Annotated in this window: 13 protein-coding genes; 2 read left to right on the top strand and 11 right to left on the bottom strand. The window is 71.5% G+C overall.

The annotated features are described in order from the left end of the window. Nucleotides 1-38 precede the first annotated feature (38 nt). The gene (locus GEV07_03480) at nucleotides 39-464 is read left to right on the top strand and encodes a hypothetical protein (protein MQA01817.1); all 426 of its coding nucleotides are present in this window, start codon (nucleotides 39-41) and stop codon (nucleotides 462-464) included. A gap of 5 nt (nucleotides 465-469) precedes the next feature. Here the strand turns inward: GEV07_03480 and GEV07_03475 are convergent, their stop codons facing one another. Beyond that, complete coding sequence (locus GEV07_03475; GenBank protein MQA01816.1) at nucleotides 470-1,057, bottom strand: carboxymuconolactone decarboxylase family protein; 588 nt, start codon at nucleotides 1,055-1,057, stop codon at nucleotides 470-472. A 22-nt stretch (nucleotides 1,058-1,079) separates the two neighbouring features. Next, nucleotides 1,080-1,523, bottom strand: coding sequence for a heme-binding protein (locus tag GEV07_03470; GenBank protein MQA01815.1), 444 nt, complete (start codon nucleotides 1,521-1,523; stop codon nucleotides 1,080-1,082). Nucleotides 1,524-1,560: 37 nt separating this feature from the next. Here GEV07_03470 and GEV07_03465 point away from each other — a divergent pair, with 37 nt between their 5' ends. After that, nucleotides 1,561-2,607, top strand: coding sequence for an amidohydrolase family protein (locus tag GEV07_03465; GenBank protein MQA01814.1), 1,047 nt, complete (start codon nucleotides 1,561-1,563; stop codon nucleotides 2,605-2,607). Between the two features lie 5 nt (nucleotides 2,608-2,612). On the opposite strand, the gene GEV07_03460 is transcribed toward GEV07_03465, so the two are convergent. The 9 genes from GEV07_03460 to GEV07_03420 form a co-directional block, all read right to left on the bottom strand. After that, the gene (locus tag GEV07_03460; protein MQA01813.1) at nucleotides 2,613-3,797 is read right to left on the bottom strand and encodes an MFS transporter; all 1,185 of its coding nucleotides are present in this window, start codon (nucleotides 3,795-3,797) and stop codon (nucleotides 2,613-2,615) included. A 7-nt stretch (nucleotides 3,798-3,804) separates the two neighbouring features. Further along, the gene (locus GEV07_03455; protein ID MQA01812.1) at nucleotides 3,805-4,956 is read right to left on the bottom strand and encodes an acyl-CoA dehydrogenase; all 1,152 of its coding nucleotides are present in this window, start codon (nucleotides 4,954-4,956) and stop codon (nucleotides 3,805-3,807) included. 4 nt (nucleotides 4,957-4,960) lie between these two features. After that, nucleotides 4,961-7,057 (bottom strand): hypothetical protein, encoded by a 2,097-nt coding sequence (locus tag GEV07_03450; protein MQA01811.1) that lies wholly within the window; start codon nucleotides 7,055-7,057, stop codon nucleotides 4,961-4,963. A 106-nt stretch (nucleotides 7,058-7,163) separates the two neighbouring features. Next, on the bottom strand, nucleotides 7,164-8,033 hold the full coding sequence (locus GEV07_03445; GenBank protein MQA01810.1) for a carboxyvinyl-carboxyphosphonate phosphorylmutase: 870 nt from the start codon (nucleotides 8,031-8,033) through the stop codon (nucleotides 7,164-7,166). Then, nucleotides 8,030-9,265, bottom strand: a complete 1,236-nt coding sequence (locus GEV07_03440) for a CoA transferase (protein MQA01809.1) — start codon at nucleotides 9,263-9,265, stop codon at nucleotides 8,030-8,032. The genes GEV07_03445 and GEV07_03440 overlap by 4 nt, the downstream gene beginning before the upstream one ends. A 4-nt stretch (nucleotides 9,266-9,269) precedes the next feature. Then, nucleotides 9,270-10,367, bottom strand: a complete 1,098-nt coding sequence (locus GEV07_03435) for a hypothetical protein (protein ID MQA01808.1) — start codon at nucleotides 10,365-10,367, stop codon at nucleotides 9,270-9,272. 14 nt (nucleotides 10,368-10,381) lie between these two features. Further along, nucleotides 10,382-11,251, bottom strand: coding sequence for a CoA ester lyase (locus GEV07_03430; protein MQA01807.1), 870 nt, complete (start codon nucleotides 11,249-11,251; stop codon nucleotides 10,382-10,384). Continuing rightward, entirely contained in the window at nucleotides 11,252-11,677 is a 426-nt protein-coding gene (locus tag GEV07_03425; GenBank protein ID MQA01806.1) for a hypothetical protein, read from the bottom strand. Nucleotides 11,678-11,688: 11 nt separating this feature from the next. Further along, nucleotides 11,689-12,171, bottom strand: a complete 483-nt coding sequence (locus GEV07_03420; protein MQA01805.1) for a hypothetical protein — start codon at nucleotides 12,169-12,171, stop codon at nucleotides 11,689-11,691. Nucleotides 12,172-12,284: the final 113 nt, after the last annotated feature.

Genomic DNA, 12,284 nt, shown 5'->3' with positions numbered 1-12,284 from the left:
GACGACGGAGCCGGCCGGATCGCGTCAGCATGCGGGGCATGTCAATCTCACCGCTGCCGCTCCCCGAGCGCATCGACGACGAGTCCGCCATGGTGCGCTATCTCGGCGCGCTGCTGACCGCGGACGGTGCCTCCGGGCGCAGGGACCTGTGGGTCTTCATGCTCGACGGCGACGGGCACCCGCTGGACCCCGCCACCTGTGTAGACGACGTGCCGGCCGACCCCGCACCCCGGTTCACCGGCAACCTCTTCCTACTGTTCCGCCGTACGCTCGCCAGCGTCGCACCCGACGGCAGCGTCGCCATGGCGCTCGAACGACCTGGCCCGCCGCAGGTCTGCCTCTCCGACCGGCAGTGGGCCAGCGCCCTGCGGTGGGGCGCCCGCCGCGAGGGCGTACGGCTGCACGGCCCTTACCTGGTGGTGGGCGGCCGGGTGCGCCGGCTGCCGGACGGCGAGGCGAACTGACGGCGTCAGTCGAACGCGGACTCCGCGCCCGGCGGCAACGCCACGGCGAACGTGTTGAGCGCGGCGGCCACGCTGGTGTAGTAGCCGAAAAGGAACACCAGCTCGGCGACCCCGCGGTCGCCGAACTCGTCCGTGGCGGACGCGTACAGCTCGTCGTCGACGGTGCGGTCACGCAGCAGGGCACGGCACACGTCGTACGCGGTGGCTTCCGGCCCGGACACCTCGTCCGGCCGGTCCCCGCGGTGCAGCGCGGCCAGCACGTTCTCCGGCATGCCCGCATGCCTGGCGATCTTCGAGTGCGCGTACCACTCGAACTCACACCGCCAGGCCTGCGCCACCACAAGGATGACGAGCTCACGCACCCGGGTCGACAACGACGACTCGTAGCGGAGGATCTCGCCGACCCGTTGGAACGTGCCGCCGAGCGCCGGGTTGACCAGCATCGCGTTGAACGGTCCGTACAGGCTGCCGTCCGGCGCGGTGAGGTCGAACAGCTGCGGCCCGGACGACCGCTTGCCGCCGACGATCGCGTCGTACACAGCACGCTGTTCGGCGGAGAGCTGGTCAGGTGGCAGTTGCGGCAGTCGGGTCATCGGCGGGCTCCCATCGGCGGGTTCACGACTCGGCAGTTGCGTCGGCGACCAGCCCGGTGGCCTCGATGGCCGCCACCGCGCACTCCTCGTCGCGGTCGGACGTGTCGCCGCTGACCCTAACCGCGCCGACGATCTCGCGGGTCTGTGGGTCACGGACGAGTACACCACCGGGCACCGGCACCAGACCACCAGGCGCGAGCGCGGCGAAGAACTGCGGCTGCCCCTGCGCGCGGCGGGCGAGCTCGCGGCTGGGCAGGCCCATGCCGAGCGCACCCCATGCCTTGCCGGAGGCGATCTGCGGCCGCATGATGCTCGCCCCGTCCTCGCGCTGCAGCACGACGACGTGCCCACCCGCGTCCAGCACGGCCACGGTCAACGGCAGGTAGCCACGCTGCTGCCGCAGCTCGAACACGCCGCCAGCGATCTGCTGCGCGACCCCGAGCCGCAGCCCTCCCGACGACGACATCCGGGCCTCCTTCTCCTCGGATTCTGTACAATACATCATGTTTGATATCACCGTCGCCGTAGGAGGCACCGTGACGGAGCGCGCGGCAGGCACCGCGACCATCGACGTGCATGCGCACCTGATCTCCGAGGCGGCACTGACCGAGTTCGGCGGTACGTACCCGGAGCTCGGCCCGACGCTGGTGGAGCGCGGCACGGACTACTACCTGACCTACCCGGGCCGCGCCCCGCTCGGGCCGATCAGGGCGGCGATGTTCGACGTGGACGAGCGGCTGGCGGAGATGGCCACGCAACGCGTCGACCTGCAGGTGCTCGCCGTGCCGCCGCCGCAGTTCTTCTACCACGTGCCCGCCGGCCCCGGCGCCGACTTCGCCCGGCTGCAGAACGACGCCATGCTCGACGTCAGCGCCAAGTACCCGCACCGCCTCCACGTCTTCGGCACCCTCCCGCTGCAGGACCCGGCGGCTGCGGTCAGCGAGATCGAGCGGCTGGCCGGGCACGACCGGGTGCGGGGCGTGCAGCTCGGCACGAACGTCAACGGGGCCAACCTGGACGCGGCCGAGCTGGCGCCGGTGTGGGCGGCGCTGCAGGAGGTGGGCCTGCCGGTGTGGGTGCACCCCGACCAACGCAGCATCGCCGGCGCAGAGCGGCTCACCTCGTACTACCTGGCCAACCTGATCGGCAACCCGCTGGAGTCCACGATCGCCATCGCCTGCCTGATCTTCGGCGGGGTGCTCGCCGCGTACCCGCGGCTGCGGTTCGGGTTCGTGCACGGCGGCGGGTTCGTGCCGTACCAGAGCGGCCGGTGGGACCACGGCTGGCAATGCAGGCAGGAACCACGGGCCGTCATCGACCAACCGCCTACGCACTACGTCGAGCGGATGTTCTTCGACTCGCTCACCCACGACCGGGAGTCGCTGCTGCTGCTCGGCCGTCGGGTGGGCTGGCGGAACGTCGTGCTCGGCAGCGACTACCCGTTCGACATGGCGAGCGCCGACCCGGTCGGTGCCGTCGAGGAGCTGCACCTCGACGACGCCGACGAGCGGGCCGTGCTCACGGCCAACGCCGAGACGTTCCTCCGCTGACCGGTTCACGGCGACCTCCGCAGCCGCAGTGCAACACACAGCGCGGCGCCGGCGAGCGCGCTCGACCCGGCCGCGACCAACCAGATAGCGGCGTAGCCGAGACCGTGTGCCAGCTGGCCGAGCACCAGCGGCCCGAGGCACGCGCCGGTCGCGAAGCCGGTCATCAGCACTCCCGTCGCGCGTGCTGCACCACCAGGGCTGCCGACGACCACCGCGTAGTGCAGCAGGCTCGGCCACGCCCAACCCAGCCCGTACGCGACGAGCGAGCCGACCACGTACCCCGCCGGCGCGCCGGTACCGATCAGCACGTGTCCAACCGCGCCGGCGAGGAGCAGCCCGCCGGCCAGCGGTAACGGTCCCGGCCGGGACGTGTGGTCCATCAGCCAGCCGGCGGCGACCCTGCCGGTGAACCCGGCGACGCTGGCCAGCGCAAACGCCAGGCCGGCGGCCGCTTCCGCGAGGCCTACCGCACGCACGCCGTAGTCGACGAGGAACGTGCCGAGCGAGTTGCCCGCCGCGCCGCCACACCCGGAGACCACGGCGACGACAAGCAGCAGCCGCCCGTCGATGCTCGTGGCGCGGCGCCCGGACAAGCCCGCCGTCTCGTGCCCGGCCGGCGCCGGCGCCATGCGCACCGCGTACACGAGGAACAGGCTCACCACCGCCGCGGTCACGAACGACCACCGCCAGCCCACGGTCAGCGCCACGACCGGCACCGCGAGCCCGGCGAACAGGCTGGCCACCGTTGGCGCCGCCTGCTTGACGCCCAGCGACGTGCCAAGCGGCGCGTCACCGTTCGACACGAGCAGCAGGTTGGTGGACGGGTGCACGGCGCCGTTGGCCAGCCCGCCTACGGCCATCGAAAGCGCGAGGTGGACGACCGACTGCGACAGCGCGGCACTGACAAGCGCGATCGTGCTGCCGACCATCGTCGCGACCAGGCTCCGCCGCGCACCCCAGTGCTGCACGGCCCGGCCGAGCGTCGCCGACGACAGCGCGGTGAGCCCGAAGAACAACGCGACGGCACGACCGAGCGACGCCGGGCTGAGCCCGAGCTCGGACCCGATCTGCACGGCCTGCGCGCCGACGAGGAACAGCGGCGAGATCGACGCGACCGCCGTCACGGTGGCGAGCAACAACGGCCGGCGGGCGAACGCGCTGCCGGGCCGCCGCAGCACCGTCAGCCACATGGCGGCGTTACAGGCCCATCGTCTTCGCGATGATGTTGCGCTGGATCTCCGACGTGCCCGCGCCGATCGTGCCCAGCCGTGAGTCGCGCAGGTGGCGTTGCAGGTCGTACTCCATCGTGTACCCGTACCCGCCGAGGATCTGCAGTCCCATGTCGGCCACCGACTTGTACGCCTCGCTGACGTAGAGCTTGAGCTCGGCGGCGTCGCGGATGGTGTTGTCGCCGGTGTCGAGCAGGCCCGCGTAGCGGTTCACCAGCATCCGCGAGATGTCCACGAGCAGCTGCATCTCGGCCAGCTTGTGACTGACCGCCTGGTACTTCCCGATCGGCTGGCCGAACTGTTGCCGCTGCTTCGCGTACGCCAGCGCGTCGTCGAGCGCCGCCCTGGCCGCGCCGGCACGTGCCGCCGACAGGCAGAGCCGCTCGAACTCCAGCACGTCCATCAGCACCGGCCAGCCGCGGTCCTGCGGGCCGAGCCGGTTCTCCGCCGGCACCTCCACGTCGTCGAAGTGCAGCACGGTGGTGCCGAGCGGCCAGTGGCCGAGGGTGTCGAGCGGCCTTGCGGTCAAACCGGCACTGTCCGTCGGCACCAGTAGCAGCGTGATGCCCTCGTGCTTGCGCTCGCCGGTGCTCGACCTCGCGACCGTCAGGACGTAGTCGGACACCTTGAAACCGGAGCAGAAGATCTTGCCGCCGTTGACCCGATAGCCGGCGTCGGTGCCGGAGGCAGACGTGGTGATCGCGGCCGCGTCTGACCCGGAGTCCGGTTCGGTCAGCGCGAAGCAGACCGACAGCCGGCCGTCCGCGATCGCGGGGAGGAACCGCTGCTTCTGCTCGTCCGTGCCGTGGCTCTGGATCGCGTGACCGCCGTGACCGATAGCCCGGAACACCCAGAACGCGAGGTCGAGGAAGCCGTAGCCGAGCTCCTCGAGCAGCACGGCCGCGGCCTTCGTGTCACCACCACCGCCGCCGTACGCCGGGTCGATGTTCACACCGAGATAGCCGAGCCGGCCGAGCTCGGCGAACGCCTCCGTCGGCGCGCGATGCTCCCGGTCGCACTCCCGCACGTACTCGCGGTCGTACCGCTTCGCGAACATGTCGCGCACCGTCTGGCGCAGCATGTCGTGCTCGGCAACGGGTTCTGTCATCACCTCGGACATGTCATCACTCCGTCTTCTTGCGGGCGAGGGCGTCGACGACCAGCCAGCCGTGCTCCGACCACGTCAACGGGTTCACCTCGAGCTCGACGAGCTCCGGGTGCGCGACGAACTTCCGGCTCAGCAGGGCGACCAGCCGCGCGAGCGCGTCGACGTCCGGCGGCGGTACGCGGCGGCTGTTCGCAAGGGCGGGGAAGCCGCGCAGCAACCGGTGGGCACGGACGTCGGACAGCGGCGCGGGCGCGAACGCCACGTCCGCAACGGCTTCCGCGTCCACCCCGCCGAGACCGACCATCACCACCGGGCCGAAGGCGTCGTCGACCAGGCAGCCGACGATCACCTCGAGGCCGGGCCGGTGCTGCTCGACGAGCACTCCGTCGACCCGCGCCCCTGGCACCGCGCGGCGTACGTCGTCGTGGGCGCGGCCGACCTCGTCGACCGTACGCAGGTCCACGCGCACGCCGCCGGCGTCGGCCTTGTGCAGGACGTCCGGCGAGCTGACCTTCACCACCACGGGGAGCCCGATCCCCGCCGCGACGGTACGCGCCTCGTCCGCGTCCAGCGCCAGCGCTCCTGTCACGACGGGCAGCTGCCACTCCCGCAGCAGGTCCTTGACCCGGTGCTCGGTGAGCGACCCGCCGTCGATGGGTGCGCCTGGCGGGTCGGGGACCGGCTCGGTCTCGCGGCCGGCCGCGGCGAACCTGAGCAGCCCGGCGAGCGCGCGGGCCGCCGCCCGCGGCTCCTCCGTCACGGGCATCGCGTGCTGGCGCAACAGCCGCAGTGCCGGCGCGCCGAGATCGCCGGCCAGCCACAGCTGCAGGACCGGCGGACCGGCACCGTTGCGCAGCCGGATCAGCTGCTCGGCGCGGGCCACCGAGTGCGCCGGGGGATGCGGCGTGCTCACCGCGAGCACCACGTCGTACGCACCGCTGCCGGCGAACCCGCGCACCACCTCGGCGAACCGGTGCGGCCCGCCGACGATGGCGCCGAGATCGAGCGGGTTGGTCGGGCTGCCGTGTTCGACGAACGCGGCCACGTCGATGGCGAGCTCCTGTGGCGGTGGCAGCAGCCGTAGCCCCTCGCCGGTGAGCAGGTCGGCGAGCAGGATCGCCGTACCGCCGGAGTGGGTGACCACACCCACCCGGTCGCCGGTGGGTACCCGGCTGTACGCCATCAGCTCGGCGACGTCGAGCAGCTCACCCGGGGTGCTCGTACGGACGATCCCCAGCGCGTCGCACACCCCGTCGACCACCCGCGACGCGGACGCGAGCGCACCCGTGTGCCCGCGCGCGAGACGCTGGCCGGTCTCGCTCGTACCCAGCCGGCAGGCGACGACCGGCTTGCCGCCTGCGTGCGCGTACCTGACGGCGTCCACGAACGCGCGCCCCTCGCGTACGGTCTCGAGCACGACGGCGACGACCCGCACCGCGGGTTGATCGGCGAGCGCGACGATGCCGTCGGCCACGGTGAGATCGGCCTCGTTGCCGGTGGAGATCGACGCCGCCAACCCGCTGCCGCGCTCGGCCGCCAGGTTGTGCAGGTAGCTCCCGGTGCCGCCGCTCTGCGTCACCACGCCGACCGGGCCGGTCCGCACCTCGTGCGGCGGCCGGTCGAGGCAGGTGAGAAAGCTCAGCGCGCACCGGCCCTCCGGGTGCACGACACCGCCGGAGTTCGGCCCGAGCACGCGCACCCCGCTCGCCCGCGCGACCCGGGCGAGCTCGTCCTGGGCCTGGCGCCCGGCCGCACCGGCTTCGGCGAACCCGCCGCTGAACACGATGACCGCAGGCACACCGAGTGCACCGGCGTCCGCGACCACCTGGCACACCCCGGCCGCGGGGATCGCACACACCAGGACGTCGGGCACACCGGGCAGCGCGGCGAGCGTCGGCACCACCGGCACCCCGTCGACGGCGACGCCCCGCGGGTTGACGCCCGAGACGTCACCGCGGAACCCGGACGCACGCAGGTGCCGCAGCACCCGCGCGCCGTGCTTCTCCTCAGCGCTGGACAACCCGACGATCGCGACCCTGCGCGGCGACAGCAGGGCACGCCACGCGCCCGCGCTCCCAGACGCACGGCGGCGGTCGGCGGGAAGCACTGTCATGAGCCGGCCGCCAAAGCGCGCATCGCAGCGAGAACGGACACCTGGACGCACGCGCTCACCGCGCCTGAGCGAGGAGCACAGCGGCGGCGGTCCGCGGGAAGCACTGTCATCCGAGCTCGCGTTCCAGGCGCTGCATCTCCGGCAGGCCGACCAGCCGGTTGAACTCGTCGAACGTGATCATCTGGTCGAGCGTTGCCCGGGTGATGCCGTCCCTGCGCAATGCCGAGAGTGCGGCCGCCATGCCGCCCGCCGCCGCGTACAGCGTGGTCAGCCCGCACAGCTCGATGGCCACCCCGATCTCCTGCAGCTGCGCGGTGGTGCTGTGCGGTGTCTTGCCGCCCTCGATCATCGCGACCTGTACGGGCAACGGCACCTCCCGCACCAGCCTGGCGAGGTCGTCGAGCGTCGGCACCGCGTCCGCCCAGAAGACGTCGGCGCCCGCCTCCGCGAACACCTTGCCGCGCGCGACCGCCTCGGCCATGCCGCCGGTGTAGATGGAGTCGGTACGCGCGACGACGACGAAGTCCGGGTCGCGGCGGGCCCGCACGGCGGCCTCGATCTTCTTCGCCATCTCCTCGACGGGCACGACCTGCTTGTCCTCCATGTGCCCGCAGCGCTTCGGGAACACCTGGTCCTCGATGGTGATGGCGGCGGCGCCTGCCCGTTCGTACATCTCGACGGCACGCGTCACGTTGAGCGCGTTGCCGAACCCGCACCCGGCGTCCGCGATCAGCGGTGTGCCGACGGTCGCGGTGATGATGTCGACGAGCCGCACCATCTCCGGTGTGGTCACCAGGCCGTAGTCGGGACGGCCGAGCAGCACCGCGGATGCGTTGTAGTCACCGACGAACACCGCGTCGAAACCCGCGCGCTCTACCAGCAGGGCACTCAACGCGTCCTGTGCGCCGGGTGCGACGAGTGTCTCCGGCGCAGCGATCAGCTCGCGCAGCCGGGCCGCGTGCGTTGCCGCCGTCACGGTTGCCCTCCTTCCGTCCCCGGCGGCTCCCAGGCCGTCACGACGCCGCGCGCCACGAGGTCCGCCACCGCAGGCGCGTCCAGACCCAGCCGGTCGCGCAGGACCTCTGCGGTGTGCTGGCCGAGCACGGGCGCGGGCGCGTTGGGGAACTGCCAATCCTGGTACTGCATCGGGCTCGCCGGGTAGCGCAACGGGCCGAGCGTCGCGTGCTCGTAGGTCCGTACAAGGCCGCGGCTGACGACCTGCGGGTCGTTGAACACCCCGTCGAAGTCGTTCACCGGCGCCGCCGGGATGTCGTACGCGTCGAGCAGCCGCATCCACTCGTCCTTCGTGCGGGTGGCGAACGTCTTGTCCAGCACGTCGGTGACGAACTCCCGGTTGGCGACACGCGCGCTGTTCACCGCCGTGCGCTCGTCGTCCTTGAGGTCCGGACGGTCGATGGCGTCGCACAGCCGCTGCCAGAACTTGTCCTCGCGCGCGGCGATGACGATGTAGCCGTCGCGTACCGAGAACGCCTGCCACGGCACCATGTGCGCGTGTGCCGTGCCCTGCCGGTGGACCGACCGGCCGCTGTTCAGGTGGTCGAGCGCGTCGTACGACAGCATCGACACCAGCGAGTCGAGCATGCCGACGTCGGCGTGCTCGCCCCTGCTGTGCAGCTGCCGCCCGCACAGCGCGCCGAGCACGGAGATGCACGCGAACAGGCCGCCGGCGATGTCCGCGAGCGGTATCCCCGCCCGCGACGGCGGACCGCCAGGCTCGCCGGTGACGTGCAGGTGTCCGGCGAACGCCTGGATCACCAGGTCGAACGCGGGTCGGTCCCTGGCCGGCCCGTACTCGCCGAAGCCGGTGACCGACGCCGTGACGAGGTCCGGGTTCCGCGCTTGCAGGGAGGCGTGGTCGATGCCGAGCCTGGCCATCACGCCGGGCCGGAAGTTGTCGATCACCGCGTCCGCCTGGTCGACGAGGCGGTAGAAGAGCTCCCGTCCCTCCGGGCTCTTCAGATCGAGCGCCACACTCTTCTTGTTCCTGTTCATGAACAGGTGGATCGCGCTCTCCCCGTGCAGCGGCGCGATCCCCGGGTTGCGGTTCGCGTCGCCGGTCAGCGGCTCGATCTTTATCACCTCGGCGCCGAGGTCGGCGAGGATCACGCCGCCGTACGTGCCGGCGATGACCTGGCCGAGCTCGAGCACGGTGATGCCGTCGAGCATTCCGTTCGTCGTCGTGGCCATGGCGCTACGCCGACCAACGCAGCGGCACCAGCTCGCCGGTACGTACGGACTCGTCGATCGCCCGCGAGACCAGCAGCACCTCCTGGCCCTGCTGCCCGGTCGCGAGGATCGGGTCGACCCGGCCGGTGCCGGTGCTTTCGATGAGGGCGTGCGTCTCGTCCTTCATGGCCCCGAAGTACTCACCGAGCGCCCAGTCACCCGGCATCGCGGACCCGAGCATGGCCACCGGCATACTGACGTCAGGTGTGTACGGCGAAGGCACAGCCCGGTCGGACGCGAGCAGCACGTCGCGGTGGTCGTCCTTGATGGACAGCACACCGTCGCGGCCGAACAGCTCGAACTCCATGCTGGCGACGTACGCCGGCCAGTACTCCGGCAGCTCCCAGCTGACGCCGAGGTTGACCACCGGCCCGTCGTCGAAGCTGAGCACACTCCAGGTGGAGTCCGGGGTGTCGTACCTGTCGTGGATCCGGCCACGGCCGCCTTGCGCATACACGGTGCCGGCGCTGCGGTCGGGCATACACCACAGCAGCAGGTCGATGCAGTAGGTGAGCGTGTTGATCGCCGGTGTCGTGCTGCCGGCCCGCGAGATCACCGCCTTCGCCACGGCCCGGGTGAGGTAGATGGTCGACTTCACGCTGGTCAGCTCGCCCAGGTAGCCGGCGTCGACGTGCTCCTTCATGGCCAGGTAGCGGCGCCTGAACCGTTGCGTGAAACCGGTGTAGAGCGCCACCCCGCGATCGTGCGCGGCGTGGATGAGCTTGTCGCCTTCCTCCGGGCGGATGGTCAGCGGCTTCTCCACCAGCACCTGGTGGCCAGCCTCGATCGCGGCGCTCGCCGGCAGGAAGTGCGCGTCCTCCGTGGTCGCGACGATGACGAGGTCGATCGCGTCGTGTTCGACCAACCGCGACGCGTCCGTGCTCCAGGCGTCGGCGGCGCAGTCGTCGGCGAGTGGCTTGGCCTTCGCCTCGTCCACGTCGCAGACGGCGAGGTAACCGACGCTCGGGTGCCGGTGCGCGATCTGCGCGCGCAATCGCCCGATGGTGCCGCAGCCGATGACCGCGACACCTACCCCTTCGGTGATCTGCCGGCTCCTGCTCATCTCACACCTCCCCGTCACCGTCGCGCCGCGGCTGCGCGAGCGAGGATCTGCCTGGCCCGCCTGGCGACGGCGTAGTCGACCATCCGCCCGTTCACCCCGATCGACGCGGACCCTTCGGCCAGCGCCGCCTCGAACTTCTCCAGCAGGTCGCGCTGGTACACCACCTCCTCGTCGGTCGGCGTGAACACGTCGTGGATGACCGGCACCTGCGCCGGGTGAATGGCCACCTTGCCGACGTAGCCGACCCGCTTGGCCAGCTCGCACTCCGTACGCAGCGCGTCGAGGTTGCGGTAGTCCATGAACACGGCGTCAAGCGGCTGCTCGATGCCGGCCGCCCTGGCGGCGAGCAGCACCAGCGAGCGTGCGGTGAGCAGCCCGGTGCCCTCCGGCGTCCACTCGCATCCGAGGTCGACCACCAGGTCGCCCTCTTCACCCGAGCCGAACAGCACCGACTCGACCCGCGGCGAGCTGGTGAGCAGCTCGTTGATCCGCACGATGCCCAGGCCGCTCTCGAGCAGCGGCAGCAGTGCCGTGGAGCCCACCTCGCGACCGCACTCCAGCTCGAGCACGGTGAGCGCGCCGTCCATGCGCCGCAACAGCTCCGGGTCGTCGGCCTTCGGCAGCACGATGCCGGCGATGTCGGCCCGCCCGGCGGCGGCGACGTCCGGCCAGAGGAAGTCGGTGTCGCCGCCGTTCACGCGCACGAACACCGGCACCTCGCCGATGTCCAGCTCGGCGAGAGCGTCCCGTGCCTGCTGCTTCGACGCGACCGGCGCCGCGTCCTCCAGGTCCACGATGACGGCGTCGGTGCCCGAGCGCATCGCCTTCGCCACCAGGTCGGGACGGTTGCCCGGCGTGAACAACATCGAGCGGACGGCTTCCATTCAGCTCACCTCGTCTCGTGGTACCCGCACCACCGCCGTGCCGGTCGTCGTCCGCTGACCGGAGGAGCCGTGCGCCATCCACATCTCGACCGTGGCGGTGCCCGCCTCCTCGTCCAGCTCGGCGAGCTGCCCGTCGATGACCACCGGCTGGTCGACCGGCAGCGCCGCGACGTGCCGGTACCGCACCGACACCAGCTCCGCGCGTTCCGTCAGTGCCCCGGCGAGCGCCTCGAACAGATGCACCGCCTGCAGCGGCCCCTGCACCAGCAGCCCGTCGTGCCCCTCGACGGAGCGGGTGTAGCTCTGGTCGTAGTGCACGCGGTGCGGGTTCCAGGTCGCCGCGCTGAAGAGGAACAGCTCCGTGGTGCGGTACGTGCGCCGCACCGAAGGGACCCGGCCGTCGGTCAGCACGTCGGTCGCTTCCATCGGACTGCCTCTCAGCGGAAGATGCGGGTGAAGTGCTCGACGACGTACGGCGCGTCGTCCAGGTCGGCGTAGCGGTACTGGAACGAGACGAAGGTGAGCTGCCCACTGCGGCCCTCCTTGCGGACCGTGGACACCACCGACCTGGTGCAGACGACCACGTCGCCGGCCACGAACCGCCGGTGCAGGTCGGCGGCCGTCTCGCCGGCCATCGCCTGGTCGAACGCGATCGGCGGCAGGTCGGCGCGCGGCGTGCCCTCCTCGTGCAGCTCCTCCTGCGGCACCAGGTTGAACACCCCCGTGCGTAGCGCGACGTAGAACAGCTCGGGCGCGACGACGTCGGGATACCCACGCGACCTGGCGACCGCGGGGTCGAAGTGCGCCTCGTCGCGCGCCCCGATCGCGACGGCGAACCTGGCGATGTCGTGCGCGCTGACCCGGATGGTGCGGCTGGTACCCACCGTCCGTGCCCATCCGTCCATCGCGGCGTCCGCCATCACACCTCACGAGTAAAATCGCAACACTGTCTCGTTCTAGTCTGAATCCTTCCAGCGACGCCCGCAAGAGCAGGCCGGTCGGTAGCTCCCATAGCGAGACGATGTCTGCGCCA

Source organism: Streptosporangiales bacterium, from assembly GCA_009379825.1.
GTDB lineage: Bacteria > Actinomycetota > Actinomycetes > Streptosporangiales > WHST01 > WHST01.
This window is presented reverse-complemented; position numbering and strand designations above follow the sequence as displayed.

Coding starts and splice junctions, on each gene's coding strand:
- GEV07_03480 (MQA01817.1), top strand. CDS start 39: ATGTCAATCTCACCGCTGCCGCTCCCCGAGCGCATCGACGACGAGTCC.
- GEV07_03475 (MQA01816.1), bottom strand. CDS start 1,057: ATGACCCGACTGCCGCAACTGCCACCTGACCAGCTCTCCGCCGAACAG.
- GEV07_03470 (MQA01815.1), bottom strand. CDS start 1,523: ATGTCGTCGTCGGGAGGGCTGCGGCTCGGGGTCGCGCAGCAGATCGCT.
- GEV07_03465 (MQA01814.1), top strand. CDS start 1,561: ATGTTTGATATCACCGTCGCCGTAGGAGGCACCGTGACGGAGCGCGCG.
- GEV07_03460 (MQA01813.1), bottom strand. CDS start 3,797: ATGTGGCTGACGGTGCTGCGGCGGCCCGGCAGCGCGTTCGCCCGCCGG.
- GEV07_03455 (MQA01812.1), bottom strand. CDS start 4,956: ATGTCCGAGGTGATGACAGAACCCGTTGCCGAGCACGACATGCTGCGC.
- GEV07_03450 (MQA01811.1), bottom strand. CDS start 7,057: ATGACAGTGCTTCCCGCCGACCGCCGCCGTGCGTCTGGGAGCGCGGGC.
- GEV07_03440 (MQA01809.1), bottom strand. CDS start 9,265: ATGGCCACGACGACGAACGGAATGCTCGACGGCATCACCGTGCTCGAG.
- GEV07_03435 (MQA01808.1), bottom strand. CDS start 10,367: ATGAGCAGGAGCCGGCAGATCACCGAAGGGGTAGGTGTCGCGGTCATC.
- GEV07_03430 (MQA01807.1), bottom strand. CDS start 11,251: ATGGAAGCCGTCCGCTCGATGTTGTTCACGCCGGGCAACCGTCCCGAC.
- GEV07_03425 (MQA01806.1), bottom strand. CDS start 11,677: ATGGAAGCGACCGACGTGCTGACCGACGGCCGGGTCCCTTCGGTGCGG.
- GEV07_03420 (MQA01805.1), bottom strand. CDS start 12,171: ATGGCGGACGCCGCGATGGACGGATGGGCACGGACGGTGGGTACCAGC.